This window comes from Stenotrophomonas sp. SI-NJAU-1 (assembly GCF_020883215.1).
Classification (GTDB): Bacteria; Pseudomonadota; Gammaproteobacteria; order Xanthomonadales; family Xanthomonadaceae; genus Stenotrophomonas; species Stenotrophomonas indicatrix.
This window is the reverse complement of sequence record NZ_CP086598.1, coordinates 841,978-858,132: the sequence shown is the minus strand read 5'-3', so window position 1 is coordinate 858,132 and position 16,155 is coordinate 841,978. Positions and strand designations below refer to the sequence as shown.

11 protein-coding genes and 1 tRNA gene are annotated in these 16,155 nt (G+C 63.3%); all 12 read right to left on the bottom strand.

What is annotated here, in order from left to right:
- Positions 1-3 precede the first annotated feature (3 nt).
- Entirely contained in the window at positions 4-2,145 is a 2,142-nt protein-coding gene (gene fusA / locus LMF57_RS03770; RefSeq protein WP_049469645.1) for an elongation factor G, read from the bottom strand.
- 136 nt (positions 2,146-2,281) lie between these two features.
- On the bottom strand, positions 2,282-2,749 hold the full coding sequence (rpsG, locus tag LMF57_RS03765) for a 30S ribosomal protein S7 (RefSeq protein WP_025879343.1): 468 nt from the start codon (positions 2,747-2,749) through the stop codon (positions 2,282-2,284).
- 12 nt (positions 2,750-2,761) lie between these two features.
- Positions 2,762-3,136: a 30S ribosomal protein S12 gene (gene rpsL, locus LMF57_RS03760; protein WP_025879344.1), complete on the bottom strand. Its 375-nt coding sequence runs from the start codon at positions 3,134-3,136 to the stop codon at positions 2,762-2,764.
- A 396-nt stretch (positions 3,137-3,532) separates the two neighbouring features.
- Positions 3,533-7,774 (bottom strand): DNA-directed RNA polymerase subunit beta', encoded by a 4,242-nt coding sequence (gene rpoC / locus LMF57_RS03755; RefSeq protein ID WP_093821425.1) that lies wholly within the window; start codon positions 7,772-7,774, stop codon positions 3,533-3,535.
- A gap of 89 nt (positions 7,775-7,863) precedes the next feature.
- Complete coding sequence (gene rpoB / locus LMF57_RS03750; protein ID WP_117309621.1) at positions 7,864-12,018, bottom strand: DNA-directed RNA polymerase subunit beta; 4,155 nt, start codon at positions 12,016-12,018, stop codon at positions 7,864-7,866.
- Positions 12,019-12,345: 327 nt separating this feature from the next.
- Positions 12,346-12,714 carry a 50S ribosomal protein L7/L12 gene (gene rplL, locus LMF57_RS03745; RefSeq protein WP_049469634.1) on the bottom strand — a complete coding sequence of 123 codons (369 nt, stop codon included), beginning with the start codon at positions 12,712-12,714 and terminating at the stop codon, positions 12,346-12,348.
- A gap of 63 nt (positions 12,715-12,777) precedes the next feature.
- On the bottom strand, positions 12,778-13,314 hold the full coding sequence (gene rplJ, locus LMF57_RS03740; RefSeq protein ID WP_049469632.1) for a 50S ribosomal protein L10: 537 nt from the start codon (positions 13,312-13,314) through the stop codon (positions 12,778-12,780).
- Positions 13,315-13,702: 388 nt separating this feature from the next.
- Positions 13,703-14,401 carry a 50S ribosomal protein L1 gene (gene rplA, locus LMF57_RS03735; RefSeq protein WP_025879349.1) on the bottom strand — a complete coding sequence of 233 codons (699 nt, stop codon included), beginning with the start codon at positions 14,399-14,401 and terminating at the stop codon, positions 13,703-13,705.
- Between the two features lie 4 nt (positions 14,402-14,405).
- Entirely contained in the window at positions 14,406-14,834 is a 429-nt protein-coding gene (gene rplK / locus LMF57_RS03730; RefSeq protein WP_004145248.1) for a 50S ribosomal protein L11, read from the bottom strand.
- A gap of 196 nt (positions 14,835-15,030) precedes the next feature.
- Positions 15,031-15,591, bottom strand: a complete 561-nt coding sequence (nusG, locus tag LMF57_RS03725) for a transcription termination/antitermination protein NusG (protein ID WP_049469630.1) — start codon at positions 15,589-15,591, stop codon at positions 15,031-15,033.
- Positions 15,592-15,601: 10 nt separating this feature from the next.
- Positions 15,602-16,015 carry a preprotein translocase subunit SecE gene (secE, locus tag LMF57_RS03720; protein ID WP_099841962.1) on the bottom strand — a complete coding sequence of 138 codons (414 nt, stop codon included), beginning with the start codon at positions 16,013-16,015 and terminating at the stop codon, positions 15,602-15,604.
- A gap of 48 nt (positions 16,016-16,063) precedes the next feature.
- Positions 16,064-16,139: transfer RNA gene (locus LMF57_RS03715), tRNA-Trp, on the bottom strand.
- Positions 16,140-16,155 lie beyond the last annotated feature (16 nt).

The following is a 16,155-nucleotide window of genomic DNA, read 5'->3' as shown; positions in this document are numbered from 1 at the left end:
GGCTCAGCCCTTCTTCATGACGGCTTCGGCGATGTTGTTCGGCGCCGGCTCGTAATGGTCGAATTCCATGGTGAAGGTGGCGCGGCCCTGGGTCTGCGAACGCAGCGCAGTGGCGTAGCCGAACATTTCACCCAGCGGGATCATCGCGTTGATGATGCTGGCCGAACCGTCACCGGTGGTGTCGGAACCCTGCAGCACGCCGCGACGACGGCTGACGTCGCCCATCACGTCACCCTGGTAATCCTCCGGGGTCACGATCTCGACCTTCATGATCGGCTCCAGCAGCACCGGCTTGGCCTTGGCGAAGCCCTGCTTGAAGGCCATCGACGAAGCCAGCTTGAACGCCATTTCCGAGGAGTCGACGTCGTGGTACGAACCGAACACCAGCTTGACCTTGACGTCCACGACCGGGAAGCCAGCCAGCGGACCGCTGGTGATGGTTTCGCGCAGGCCCTTTTCGATCGAAGGAATGAATTCCTTCGGGATCACGCCGCCGGTGATGTCGTTGACGAACAGGAAGTCGTCCTTGATCGCCGGGGCCAGCTTGGCATCGGCACGGTCGGCAGCGGTCAGCGGCGACAGCTCGATCACGACGTGACCGTACTGACCCTTACCACCGGACTGCTTGGCGTGCTTGTAGTCCGACTTGACGTCGGCCAGGGTGATGGTTTCGCGGTAGGCCACCTGCGGCGCGCCGACGTTGGCTTCAACGTTGAACTCGCGCTTCAGGCGGTCGACGATGATGTCCAGGTGCAGCTCGCCCATGCCCGAGATGATGGTCTGGCCGGATTCCTCGTCGGTCTTGACGCGGAACGACGGATCTTCCTGGGCCAGACGACCCAGGGCCAGGCCCATTTTTTCCTGGTCCGACTTGGTCTTCGGCTCGACGGCCATCGAGATCACCGGCTCCGGGAACGTCATGCGCTCCAGGATGATCGGCTGGTCGATGGAGCACAGGGTGTCACCGGTGGTGGTGTCCTTCAGGCCCACGGCAGCAGCGATGTCACCGGCCAGAACTTCCTTGATTTCCTCGCGGTTGTTCGAGTGCATCTGCAGGATGCGGCCGATGCGCTCCTTCTTGCCCTTGACCGAGTTCAGCACGGTGTCGCCACCGTTCAGGGTGCCCGAGTACACGCGGAAGAAGGTCAGTGCGCCGACGAACGGGTCGGTGATGATCTTGAAGGCCAGCGACGAGAACGGAGCCTTGTCGTCGGACTTGCGGCTCATTTCCTTGGTTTCGTCGTCAACGTCGGTACCGGTCACGTCCGGCACGTCGACCGGCGACGGCAGCAGCTGCACCACGCCGTCGAGCATGGCCTGCACGCCCTTGTTCTTGAACGCCGAGCCGCAGAACATCGGCACGATCTCGGTGGCCAGGGTACGGATACGCAGCGCATTGATGATTTCAGCCTCGGCCAGCTCTTCGCCGCCCAGGTACTTTTCCATCAGCTCTTCGTTGGCTTCGGCCGCAGCTTCGATCATGAAGGTACGGGCTTCTTCAGCCTTTTCCTGCAGGTCGGCCGGGATTTCGCCGTACTCGAACTTCATGCCCTGGGAAGCTTCGTCCCAATGGATGGCCTTCATCTTCAGCAGGTCGACAACACCCTTGAAGCCTTCTTCAGCGCCGATCGGCAGCTGCATCGGCACGGCGACAGCGCCGAGCTTGGCCTTCAGCTGGTCGCGGACCTTGTAGAAGTTGGCACCGGTGCGGTCCATCTTGTTGACGAACGCGATGCGCGGCACCTTGTAGCGGTTGGCCTGGCGCCACACGGTTTCCGACTGCGGCTGCACGCCACCGACGGCGCACAGCACGAACACCGCACCGTCGAGCACGCGCAGCGAGCGCTCCACTTCGATGGTGAAGTCGACGTGCCCGGGGGTGTCGATGATGTTGAAGCGGTGCTCCGGCAGGGACTTGTCCATGCCCTTCCAGAACGCGGTGGTGGCAGCGGACTGGATCGTGATGCCACGCTCCTGCTCCTGCTCCATCCAGTCCATGGTGGCGGCGCCGTCATGCACTTCACCGATCTTGTGGCTCTTGCCGGTGTAGAACAGGATGCGCTCGGACGTGGTGGTCTTGCCGGCATCGATGTGAGCCATGATGCCGAAGTTGCGGTAACGCTCGATGGGAGTGGAACGGGCCACGGGAGCCTCTCAATTTCTTGGAATTCGGATGGCCGAACGCCGCCTTTCGGCGGCCTTCGGATTGGCGCAGCCCTTCTGGGGCCGCGAGGCAGCACCGAGATGGTGCTGCCCTGCCTGTTTTACAAGGCCGTCAAACTCACCAGCGGTAGTGGGCGAATGCCTTGTTGGCTTCGGCCATGCGGTGGGTTTCTTCGCGCTTCTTGATGGCGCCGCCGCGGTTTTCCGAGGCATCGATCAGTTCAGCGGCCAGCTTCTTCGGCATGGTGTTCTCACCACGCTTGCGCGCGGAGTCGATCAGCCAACGCATGGCCAGCGCCATCTTGCGCGAAGCGCGCACTTCGACCGGCACCTGGTAGGTGGCACCACCGACACGACGCGACTTGACTTCGACCGACGGAGCCACGTTTTCCAGAGCCTTCTGAACCAGCTCGACGGAATTCGGGTTCTTCTCACCGATCACGTCCATGGCGCCATAGACGATCTTCTCAGCGACGGACTTCTTGCCGCTCAGCATCACCATGTTGATGAAACGGGCGATGGTTTCGCTTCCGTGCTTCGGATCCGGCAGGACTGCGCGCTGCGGCGTATTACCTTTACGAGACATGTGTGCTTTCCCTTAGCTCTTCGGACGCTTGGCGCCGTACTTGGAACGGCCCTGGCGACGCTTGGCAACGCCGGAGGCGTCCAGCGAACCACGAACGGTGTGGTAACGCACACCCGGCAGATCCTTGACGCGACCGCCACGGATCAGGACCACGGAGTGCTCCTGCAGGTTGTGGCCTTCACCGCCGATGTAGGAAATCACTTCTTCCTGGTTGGTCAGGCGAACCTTGGCAACCTTGCGAAGGGCCGAGTTCGGCTTCTTCGGAGTAGTGGTGTAAACGCGCGTGCAGACGCCACGGCGCTGGGGGCACTTTTCGAGAGCCGGCGAGGCGCTCTTATAAGTGGTTGCCTGCCGCGGCTTGCGGACAAGCTGATTGATCGTCGCCATCAGTATGTTCTTCTGAGAGAGGCCGAAAAAAACCGGCCATGAATGCGGATATGTGCGAGCAGGCGAAAAACCGGCCTGCTGAGACAGACGATTGTAGCAACTTGACGAAAACGCGGTCAAATGCGCACACGCCAAGCCAGCCCTGATCCAGGGCCGTTACAGGGGAGCCTTCTCCATGCCCCCCGTTCAGGTTGTCGCCCGACCCATCGCTGGGCCGGGGCGGCATCCTACCTCATCGACGGCGAACAGACCAGCGGCCTGCGCCCTCGAGTGCAGATCCCGCCGAAGCGGGTCCTGCGTGATACGTGCCCGGCACGGAGCCGGGACATCCAGCAGGGTCCGGCCGATGGCCGGGCCCCTGCCCGATCGCGGTCCGGCCGAAGCCGGACCCAACGATCAATCCTCGGCCTGCTCGGCGTCGGTCGACTCCACCACCACTTCCGGTGCTGCCACGGCCACGGCGGCGGCAGCTGCCGGGGTGCCGGCCAGGGTCTGCATTTCCGAGTCCGTCAGCCCGCTCGCATTGCGGCGGCGGTTGGCGTGGTAGGTCAGGCCGGTACCGGCCGGGATCAGACGGCCGACGATCACGTTCTCCTTCAGGCCGCGCAGGTTGTCCTTGGTGCCGCGGACGGCAGCCTCGGTCAGCACGCGGGTGGTTTCCTGGAAGGAAGCGGCCGAAATGAACGACTCGGTTGCCAGCGAAGCCTTGGTGATGCCCAGCAGCACCGGGTCGAAACGGGCGATCAGCTCGTTGCGGGCGGTGAGGCGAGCATTTTCCTCGATGACGCGCTGACGTTCGACCTGTTCGCCGTTCAGGAACTTGCTGCTGCCCTGATCGGTGATCTCGACCTTGCGCAGCATCTGGCGAGTGATCACCTCGATGTGCTTGTCGTTGATCTTCACGCCCTGCAGGCGGTACACGTCCTGGATTTCCTTCACCAGGTAGGCGGCCAGCGGCTCGACACCCAGCAGGCGCAGGATGTCCTGCGGGCTCGGCTCGCCGTCGACGATGGTTTCGCCCTTGGTCACGTGCTCACCTTCGAACACGATGACCTGACGGTACTTCGGAATCAGCTCTTCGTGCTCCGAACCATCGGTGTCCTTGATGATCAGGCGCTGCTTGCCCTTGGTGTCCTTGCCGAAGCTGATGATGCCCGAACGCTCGGCCAGCACGGCCGGATCCTTCGGCTTGCGCGCTTCGAACAGATCGGCCACGCGCGGCAGACCACCGGTGATGTCGCGGGTCTTGGACGCTTCCTGCGGGATCTTGGCAACCACGTCACCCACGCCGACGGCAGCGCCGTCCTGCAGGTTGACGATCGAGCGCGGCGGCAGCAGGTACTGCGCCGGCAGGTCGGTGCCCGGAATCGACAGGTCGTTGCCCTTGCCATCGACGATGCGGACGATCGGGCGCAGATCCTTGGCCTGGGCGCCGCGGCGCTTCGGGTCGGTGATCTCGCGCGAGGCCAGGCCGGTCAGCTCATCGGTCTTCTCGATGACGGTGATGCCGTCGACGAAGTCGATGAAGCGGATGAAGCCGGCCACTTCCGAAACGATCGGGTGGTTATGCGGATCCCAGTTGGCCACGGTCTGGCCAGCCTTGATCGAATCACCATCCTTGGAGGTGATGGTCGCACCGTACGGCAGCTTGTAACGCTCACGCTCACGACCGTGGGCATCGAGCACCGAGATTTCGCCCGAGCGCGACACTGCCACCAGCGAGCCATTGGCGTGCTCGACCGACTTGAGGTTGCTGAACTTGACCGAGCCGGTGGTCTTGACGGTGATGTTGTCGACCGCAGCAGCTCGCGACGCCGCACCACCGATGTGGAACGTACGCATGGTCAGCTGGGTACCCGGCTCACCGATGGACTGGGCGGCGATGACGCCGACCGCTTCACCGATGTTGACCAGGTGGCCACGGGCCAGATCGCGGCCGTAGCAGCGACCGCAGACGCCGAAGGCCGATTCGCACGAGATCGTCGAACGCACCTTGATGCTCTGCACGCCGGCGTCTTCCAGCTTGGCGACCCAGGCTTCGTCGAGCAGGGTGTTGCGGGTGACGATCGGATCTTCGTCATTGCCCGGCAGGAACACGTCCTCGGCAACCACGCGACCCAGCACGCGGTCCTTCAGCGGCTCGACCACATCGCCGCCTTCCACGATCGGGGTCATGATCAGGCCTTCGGTGGTGCCGCAATCCACCTCGGTGATCACCACGTCCTGCGCCACGTCGACCAGACGACGGGTCAGGTAACCCGAGTTCGCGGTCTTCAGCGCGGTATCGGCCAGACCCTTACGGGCACCGTGGGTGGAGTTGAAGTACTCCTGCACGTTCAGGCCTTCGCGGAAGTTCGCCTTGATGGGCGTCTCGATGATCGAGCCATCGGGACGGGCCATCAGGCCACGCATGCCGGCCAGCTGGCGGATCTGCGCCTGGCTGCCTCGTGCGCCGGAGTCGGCCATGATGTACAGGGAGTTCATCGACTTCTGGTCGATGGTCTCGCCCTTGGCATTGATGACCTTCTCGGTACCGATGGTGTCCATCATCGCCTTGGCGATGCGCTCATTGGTGCGCGACCAGATGTCGACCACCTTGTTGTAGCGCTCGCCGGCGGTGACCAGGCCCGACTGGTACTGCTCCTGGATTTCCAGCACTTCGGCTTCGGCCTCGGTGAGGATGCCCTTCTTCTCGTCCGGGATCAGCATGTCGTCGATGCCGATCGAGACGCCGGCGCGGGTCGCGTAGGCGAAGCCGGTGTACATCAGCTTGTCGGCGAACACGACCGTGTCCTTCAGACCCAGCTGGCGGTAGCTGGAGTTGATCAGGCGGCTGATGTTCTTCTTGGTCAGCTCGGTGTTGGCCAGCGCGAACGGCAGGCCTTCCGGCAGGATTTCAGCCAGCAGGGCGCGACCGATCGTGGTGTCCACGATCGAGGTCTTGTTCTGCTTGTTGCCTTCTTCGTCGGTCACCACCTCGGTGATGCGGACCTTGACGCGTGCGTGCAGTTCCACCACGCGGTTGTCGTAGGCGCGCTTGACTTCGGCGATGTTGGCGAAGGCCATGCCCTCGCCCTTCTTGTTTTCCAGCGAGCGGGTCATGTAGTACAGACCCAGCACGACGTCCTGCGACGGCACGATGATCGGCTCGCCGTTGGCCGGCGACAGGATGTTGTTGGTCGACATCATCAGCGCACGCGCTTCCAGCTGGGCTTCCAGCGAGAGCGGCACGTGGACGGCCATCTGGTCACCGTCGAAGTCGGCGTTGAACGCGGTGCAGACCAGCGGGTGCAGCTGGATGGCCTTGCCTTCGATCAGGACCGGCTCGAAGGCCTGGATGCCCAGACGGTGCAGGGTCGGCGCACGGTTCAGCATCACCGGATGCTCGCGGATGACCTCTTCCAGGATGTCCCAGACTTCGGCTTCTTCGCGCTCGACCAGCTTCTTGGCGGCCTTGATGGTGGTGGCCAGGCCACGACGCTGCAGCTTGGCGAACACGAACGGCTTGAACAGTTCGAGCGCCATCTTCTTCGGCAGGCCGCACTGGTGCAGGCGCAGGTACGGACCGACCACGATGACCGAACGGCCCGAGTAGTCCACGCGCTTGCCGAGCAGGTTCTGGCGGAAGCGGCCCTGCTTGCCCTTGATCATGTCGGCCAGCGACTTCAGCGGGCGCTTGTTGGTACCGGTGATGGCACGGCCGCGACGGCCGTTGTCCAGCAGCGCATCGACCGATTCCTGCAGCATGCGCTTTTCATTGCGCACGATGATGTCCGGCGCGCTCAGTTCGAGCAGGCGGCGCAGGCGGTTGTTGCGGTTGATGACGCGGCGGTACAGGTCGTTCAGATCGGAGGTCGCGAAGCGGCCACCATCCAGCGGAACCAGCGGACGCAGGTCCGGCGGCAGCACCGGAAGCACGGTCATGACCATCCATTCCGGACGGTTGCCCGATTCCAGGAAGGCTTCGATCAGCTTGATGCGCTTGGTCAGTCGCTTCAGCTTGGTTTCCGAACCGGTGCTGGCGATCTCTTCGCGCAGGCGGGTCATCTCCGACTGCAGGTCGATGGTGCGCAGCAGCTCGTACACGGCCTCGGCGCCCATGGCGGCGTCGAAATCATCGCCATGTTCCTGGCGGGCCTGCAGGTACTGTTCTTCGGTCAGCAGCTGGCGGCGCTCCAGGGCGGTCAGGCCCGGCTCGGTCACCACGTACGCTTCGAAGTACAGCACGCGCTCGATATCGCGCAGGGTCATGTCCAGCATCAGGCCGATGCGCGACGGCAGCGACTTCAGGAACCAGATGTGCGCGACCGGCGACGCCAGGTCGATGTGGCCCATGCGCTCACGACGCACCTTGGCCAGGGTCACTTCGGTGCCGCACTTCTCGCAGACCACGCCGCGGTGCTTCATGCGCTTGTACTTGCCGCACAGGCACTCGTAGTCCTTGACCGGTCCGAAGATGGCGGCGCAGAACAGGCCGTCACGTTCCGGCTTGAAGGTACGGTAGTTGATGGTTTCCGGCTTCTTCACTTCGCCGAAGGACCACGAACGGATCAGGTCCGGCGAAGCCAGCGCGATCTTGATCGCGTCGAAGTCCAGCGTCTGGCGCTGCTGGTTGAAGAGGTTGAGCAGGTCTTTCATGGTGTTCTCCAGAAGGAGGAATGCTGTGTCGATGGGCTTTCAGTTCACTGCCAGCGGCGCGGCGGCGGTGGCCGCCGCGCCGGCATGGATCAGTTGTCTTCCAGTTCCATGTTGATGGCCAGCGAGCGGATTTCCTTCACCAGGACGTTGAAGGATTCCGGCATGCCCGCGACCATCTCGTGCTCACCGTCGACGATGTTCTTGTACATCTGGTTGCGGCCCTGCACGTCATCGGACTTCACCGTCAGCATTTCCTGCAGGGTGTAGGCCGCGCCGTAGGCTTCCAGCGCCCAGACTTCCATTTCACCGAAGCGCTGGCCGCCGAACTGCGCCTTGCCGCCCAGCGGCTGCTGGGTGACGAGCGAGTACGGACCGGTCGAACGGGCGTGCATCTTGTCGTCGACCAGGTGGTTCAGCTTCAGGTAGTGCATGTAGCCAACGGTGGTATGGCGATCGAAGGCTTCACCGGTGCGGCCGTCATACAGCTGGGTCTGGCCACTGCTGGGCAGGTCGGCCAGTTCCAGCATGCGCTTGATTTCCGCTTCGGTGGCACCGTCGAACACCGGCGTAGCCATCGGCACGCCGTCGGTCAGGTTGCGGGCCAGGCGCAGCAGTTCCTCGTCGCTGAACTGCGACAGGTCGACACGGTTGGCCACGTTGGTGTCATCGTGGTTGTAGATGTCGTCCAGGAACTTGCGCAGGTCGGCGACCGCAGCCTGGGCTTCCAGCATGGCCTGGATCTTGCGACCCAGACCCTTGGCGGCCCAGCCCAGGTGCACTTCCAGGATCTGCCCGATGTTCATGCGCGACGGCACGCCCAGCGGGTTCAGCACGATGTCCACGGTTTCGCCCGAGGCCATGTACGGCATGTCCTCGACCGGCACCACGTTGGACACCACACCCTTGTTGCCGTGGCGGCCTGCCATCTTGTCGCCCGGTTGGATGCGGCGCTTCACGGCCAGGAACACCTTGACCATCTTCAGCACGCCCGGGGCGAGGTCATCGCCCGCGGTGATCTTGCCGCGCTTGTCGGCGAAGCGACGCTCGAACTCCTTCTCGTGCGCCTGGATCTGCTTCTGTGCGCGTTCGATGGCTTCGGCGGCGTCCTCGTCCTTCATGCGCAGCACGAACCAGTCGGCCTTCTTCAGGCCATCCAGGTAGGCGTCGGAGATGACGTCGCCCTTCTTCAGGCCGGCGCCACCGTTGACCACCTTGCCGACGATCTGCGAACGCAGACGGGCATAGATGGCCGCTTCCAGGATGCGGAACTGGTCGTCGAAGTCCTTCTTGACGCGCTTGATTTCAGACTCTTCGATCTGACGGGCGCGCTTGTCCTTCTCGATGCCGTCGCGGGTGAAGACCTGCACGTCGATGACGGTGCCGTCCATGCCCGGCGGCACGCGCAGCGAGCTGTCCTTCACGTCCGAAGCCTTCTCGCCGAAGATCGCGCGCAGCAGCTTCTCTTCCGGGGTCAGCTGGCTTTCGCCCTTCGGGGTGACCTTGCCGACCATGATGTCGCCGGCGCGGACTTCGGCGCCGATGTACACCACGCCGCTCTCGTCCAGGCGGTTCAGCGCCTGCTCGGAGACGTTCGGGATGTCGGCCGAGATTTCCTCCGGCCCCAGCTTGGTGTCACGCGCAACGCAGGTCAGCTCTTCGATGTGGATCGTGGTGTAGCGATCCTCTTCCACCACGCGCTCGGAGAGCAGGATGGAGTCTTCGAAGTTGTAGCCGTTCCAAGGCATGAAGGCGATCAGCATGTTCTGGCCCAGGGCCAGTTCACCGATGTCGGTAGACGGACCATCGGCCAGCACGTCGCCACGCGCCACCACGTTGCCCACTTCCACCAGCGGACGCTGGTTGATGCAGGTGTTCTGGTTGGAGCGGGTGTACTTGATCAGGTTGTAGATGTCCACGCCGGCGTCGGAGGCGTCGGTGATCTCGGCTTCGTTGACCTTGACCACGATGCGGGCGGCGTCGATCTGCACGATCTCGCCACCACGACGGGCGTTCACGGTCACGCCCGAGTCACGCGCCACGGCGCGCTCGATGCCGGTACCGACCAGCGGCTTCTGCGCACGCAGGGTCGGCACGGCCTGACGCTGCATGTTGGCGCCCATCAGTGCGCGGTTGGCGTCATCGTGCTCCAGGAACGGAACCAGCGCGGCCGCGATCGACACGGTCTGCATCGGCGAGACGTCCATGAAGTGGACTTCCGCCGGCGGCTTCAGCAGCGATTCGCCCTGGTAACGGCAGGGGACGAACTGCTCGGTCAGCACGCTGTTGGCATCGGTCAGGGCGTTGGCCTGGGCGATGACGTACTCGTTTTCTTCGATGGCCGACAGGAACTCGACTTCGTCGAAGACCTTGCCGTCCACGACCTTGCGGTACGGGGTCTCGAGGAAACCGTACTGGTTGGTGCGGGCATACACGGCCAGCGAGTTGATCAGGCCGATGTTCGGGCCTTCCGGCGTTTCGATGGTGCAGACGCGGCCGTAATGGGTCGGGTGCACGTCGCGCACTTCGAAGCCGGCGCGCTCACGGGTCAGGCCGCCCGGGCCCAGGGCCGAGACGCGACGCTTGTGCGTGACTTCCGACAGCGGGTTGTTCTGATCCATGAACTGCGACAGCTGCGAGGAGCCGAAGAATTCCTTGATCGCCGCAGCCACCGGCTTGGCGTTGATCAGCTCCTGCGGGGTCAGGCCTTCCGACTCGGCCATCGACAGACGTTCCTTGACCGCGCGCTCGACGCGGACCAGGCCCACGCGGAACACGTTCTCGGCCATTTCACCGACCGAACGCACGCGACGGTTGCCCAGGTGATCGATGTCATCGACCACGCCGCGACCGTTGCGGATCTCGGTCAGGACCTTGATCACGTCCAGGATGTCCGAGCTGTCGCCGTGGGCGGCAACCAGGCGCTTGGACTCTTCGTCGTTGCGCTCGCCGTAGTACTTGCGGTCGTACAGCACGGCTTCGCCGGTGGTTTCCTTGCGGCCCACGCGACGGTTGAACTTCATGCGGCCGACCGCGGACAGGTCGTAGCGCTCGAAGGTGAAGAACAGGTTGTGGAACAGGTTCTGCGCGGCATCCTTGGTCGGCGGCTCGCCCGGACGCATCATGCGGTAGATCTCGACCAGGGCTTCCAGCTGGGTCTTGGTCGGATCGATGCGCAGGGTGTTGGACAGGTACGGGCCACGATCCAGGTCGTTCACCCACAGGGTGCCCACGGCATCGACGCCGGCCTTGCGGAAGGCCTGCAGCTGTTCGTCGGTGATTTCGTCGTTGGCCTGGGCCAGCAGTTCGCCGGTCGAGGCATCGACCACGTCGTGCGACAGGATGCGGCCGACGATGTAGTCGTCCGGCACGGCCAGGGCGGCGATGCCCGAGGCTTCCAGCTGCTTGATGTGGCGCGCGGTGATGCGCTTGCCGGCTTCCACGATGACCTTGTCGCCGTCGGCGAGGTCGAAGCCCAGGGTTTCGCCGCGCAGGCGCTCGGGCACCAGCTCCAGCTGGACGCCTTCATCCGGGTTGATGTGGAAGGTGTTGATCTCGAAGAACTCGGCCAGCATCTCTTCGTTGCTGTAGCCAAGCGCGCGCAGCAGGATCGACACCGGCAGCTTGCGGCGACGGTCGATACGGGTGAACAGCGCGTCCTTCGGGTCGAACTCGAAGTCCAGCCAGGAACCGCGGTAAGGAATGATGCGGGCGCTGTACAGCAGCTTGCCCGAGCTGTGGGTCTTGCCACGGTCGTGGTCGAAGAACACGCCCGGCGAGCGGTGCAGCTGCGAGACGATGACGCGCTCGGTGCCGTTGACGATGAAGGTGCCGTTGTCGGTCATCAGCGGGATTTCGCCGAGGTAGACCTCCTGCTCCTTCACGTACTTGATGGCCTTGGTCGACGACTCGCGGTCGTAGATCACCAGGCGCACGGTCACGCGCAGCGGCGCACCGTAGCTCATGCCACGCTGACGGCACTCACGCTCGTCGAAGACCGGATCGCCCAGCTTGTAGCCGACGTATTCCAGGGCAGCATTGCCGCTGTAGCTGGCGATCGGGAAGACCGACTTCAGTGCAGCGTGCAGGCCGTGGTCCGTGCGCTTGGCCGGATCGACGTTTTCCTGCAGGAATTCACGGTAGGAATCCACCTGGATGGCGAGCAGGAACGGCACTTCGAGAATCGAACGCTGCTTGCCGAAATCCTTGCGGATACGCTTTTTTTCGGTGAACGAATAGGACGTCATGAGGTCTTCCACCTTGTTGTGCGGGTCGTGCGCCCACGACCCGAAGGGAACTTGAAATTGTCAGTTGGAAGTCGCTGGTATTGCCGGCACCAGCACGCCTTCTCCCGCTACTTCCAACTGCCAACTCGTCTGCATCCACTCCCCCGCCGCCGCGCGTTGCGCTGGCCGGCCAGGGTTTGACCGCAGCCCGTGTTGGGCTTTTTTGCCGTTTTTCACATCCACGCATGGCGTGGATCTACAGCACCGCAACAACGACCAAAGGCCGGGGGCTTACGCCCCCAGCCTTGGCTGCATCGCCGGATTTCGATGGCGACGCAAAGGAAGTGCTTACTTGACTTCGACAGTCGCGCCAGCAGCTTCCAGGTCCTTCTTCATCTTCTCGGCTTCGTCCTTCGAAGCGTTGTCCTTCAGGACGCCGCCGGCTTCGGCCAGGTCCTTCGCTTCCTTCAGGCCCAGGCCGGTGATGGCGCGGACGGCCTTGATGACTTCAACCTTCTTGTCGCCGGCGGTCTTCAGGGTGACGACGAATTCGGTCTGCTCTTCGACCGGAGCGGCCGGGCCGGCCGGGCCAGCAACGGCAACCGGAGCAGCGGCGGAAACGCCGAACTTCTCTTCGATGGCCTTGACCAGCTCCATCACTTCCATCAGGGACTTCTCGGCGATGGCGTCGACGATCTGTTCGTTGGTAAGGGACATGATAATTACCTTTGGATGTTTTTCTGGATTGAGGTTCCGTCAGGAACCACGATTGGTCGAAACTCAGGCGGTCTCGGCGGCCGGTTCAGCAGCGTCGGCGGCGACGTCGCCACCATTCTGCTTGTCGCCGATTGCCTTGATGGCGCGGGCGAACATCGTGACCGGCTCGGTCAGGACACGTGCCAGCATTGCCAGGGCCTGGTCGCGGGTCGGCAGCGATGCCAGAACCTCGACGTGGCTCGCCGGGAACACTTCACCACCGATTGCGACGACCTTGGCCTTCAGCTTGTCGTTGCCCTTGGCGGCATCCTTGATCAGGCGACCGGCTGCACCGGGCTCCTCGAGCGAGAACGCGTACAGCAGCGGACCAACCATCTGGTCCTGTGCGACTGCGAACTCGGTGCCTTCAACAGCACGCGAAGCCAGGGTGTTCTTGACAACTTTCAAGAAAACGCCGGTTTCACGAGCCTGCTTGCGCATCGCGGTCATCTGGGCGACCGTGGTGCCAGCGTATTCGGCTGCGATCAAGGAGTGGGCCTTGGCGGCGATGTCTGCCAGCTCCGCGACTACTTCTTGCTTCTGGGACAGATTGAGAGCCATTGCACTCCTCCGATTGAACTCCGCTTACGGCTCCTGCCGTGTGCGGTCCTGTGCGGCATCCGTCCTGGACGCCGGGAACATCGGAATGATGTTCCGGGGGGTGGGCCGTTCTAGACCTGGAGTGGGCCAACCTGGGTAACCCCAGACGTGCGTGAACCAGAAAAACTCCAGAAGGGCACCATCTACGCAGGGTGATTCCGGGGAATCGATTAAGCGTTCGTGACTGCTCCGGCGGCGACTCCCTGCCAAATCGAGCTTCCGTGCCCGTCGCCGGCATGCCACGACCGCACCTGCGGTCTTTGACGGCTACCACCGGCGATGGGTTGCCGGCGATGCCTTCAAATGTCACGGTCGCGGGACCCGAGGGACCCGCGACCGCTTGAAACGATTACTTCAGGCTCAGCGACGACTGGTCGACGGTGACGCCCGGGCCCATCGTCGAGCTGACCGAAACCTTCTGCAGGTAGGTGCCCTTCGAGGTAGCCGGCTTGGCCTTGATCAGGTCCAGCAGCAGCGCGGTCAGGTTCGACTTCAGCGCGTCTTCGGCGAAGTCGGCCTTGCCGATGGTGCAGTGGATGATGCCGGCCTTGTCGGTGCGGTAACGCACCTGACCCGACTTGGCATTCTTCACAGCCTCACCCGGGTTCGGGGAGACGGTGCCGACCTTCGGGTTCGGCATCAGGCCGCGCGGGCCCAGCACGGTACCCAGCTTGCCGACAACGCGCATTGCGTCCGGGGTCGCGATCACGACGTCGTAGTTCAGATCGCCGGCCTGCATCTTCTCGGCCAGGTCGTCCATGCCGACGGCTTCGGCGCCAGCGGCCAGGGCTTCGTCAGCCTTGGCACCGGCCGGAGCGAAGACAGCGACGCGAACCGACTTGCCGGTACCTGCCGGCAGCACGGTGGAGCCACGGACCTGCTGGTCGGACTTCTTCGCGTCGACGCCCAGGCGCACGGCAACGTCGATCGACTCGACGAACTTGGCCTTGGTGGCGGTCTTCAGGATGTTGATCGCGTCCTCGAAGGCGTATGCCTTGCCCGGAACGATAGCGGCCTTGATGGCCTTCTCACGCTTGGTCTGTGCCATCTTCTTAACCCTCCACCACGAGGCCCATGGAACGGGCAGAGCCAGCGATGGTACGCACGGCGGCGTCCAGATCGGCGGCAGTCAGATCCGGTTCCTTCGCCTTGGCGATCTCTTCCAGCTGCTTACGGGTGACCTTGCCGACCTTCTCGGTGTTCGGGCGCTTGGAGCCCGACGAGATGCCAGCCGCCTTCTTCAGCAGGGTGGTAGCCGGGGTGCTCTTGGTGATGAAGGTGAACGTACGGTCCGAATAGGCCGTGATGATCACCGGAACCGGCAGACCCGGCTCGAGCTTCTGCGTGGCGGCATTGAAGGCCTTGCAGAATTCCATGATGTTCAGACCGCGCTGACCCAGCGCAGGACCGACCGGCGGCGAGGGGTTGGCCTGACCGGCCTTCACCTGCAGCTTGATATAACCGACAACTTTCTTTGCCATGTGAGTACTCTCCGGGTGCTAGCGCCTTGCGACAACAGGCTCCCCATCGGACCGGGAATCACGCGTCCCGGCATCGCGTTTTGAAATCATGCCGAAGGCCACCTTTCGGTGGCCTCGTCCCGCCAGCTTCCCAACGGGAGCCGCGCAGCATATCAGGTTTTTTCTTCACATGCCTGAAGCAGCACGTGAATTCTGGTCAGACGGCCTTTTCGACCTGACCGAACTCGAGTTCGACCGGGGTGGCGCGACCGAAGATCAGCACCGAGACGCGCAGACGGCTCTTCTCGTAATTGACTTCTTCGACCACACCGTTGAAGTCGTTGAACGGACCGTCGGTGACGCGGACCATCTGGCCCGGCTCGAAAAGCACCTTCGGACGCGGCTTCTCGACGCCTTCCTGGACACGGTTCAGGATCGACTCGGCCTCGGAATCGGCGATCGGCAGCGGACGATCGGCGGTTCCGCCGATGAAGCCCATGACGCGCGGGGTTTCCTTGACCAGGTGCCAGCTTTCGTTGTCGATGCGCGGAATGCCCGCTTCTTCGTGGGTCTCGATCTGGACCAGCACGTAACCCGGGAAGAACTTGCGCTCGGAACGGCGCTTCTGGCCGGCGCGCATTTCGATCACTTCCTCGGTCGGAACCAAGACGTCGCCGAAGCGCTCTTCCATGCCGTCACGGACGATGCGATCGCGCAGAGCCTGCGCCACCGACTTCTCGAAGCCCGAATAGGCGTGAACGACGTACCAACGCTTCATGCATTTCTCCTTAGCGGCTCAGGAACCACTGAGTCAGTTTCTGGATGAGGAAGTCGAACCCACCCAGCAACAGGCTGAGGATCAGGACGACGACAATCACCACCCAGGTCATGCGAATGGCTTCCTGACGGGTCGGCCAAACCACTTTACGCAGTTCGAAACGCGACTCGGAGAGGAATTCGCGGGTGTCGCGCCCCTTGCCGGTCAGCATGAACACGCCGATACCGCCAACCAGGCCGACCACGACCGCCAACGCACGCAGCTGACCCGCCCACGCGCCCAGCTGGGCAGCGCGACCGGAGTCGGCGGAGAACCAGAACCAGACGAACAGACCTGCCAGCACCAGCAGCGATGCGAGGACGTACTTGACGATATCCCCGCCTTGCGCGGAGGTGTCCTTGGAATGTTCGATCTTGCTATTCATCAGGCTGTGTCTGCTTTAGCGGCAGGGCCGCTCGATAAGGTGGGCAGATGGCACGCCAGGAGGGACTCGAACCCCCAACCTGCGGTTTTGGAGACCGCTGCTCTGCCAATTGAGCTACTGGCGTACGTTGAAAACTTGCC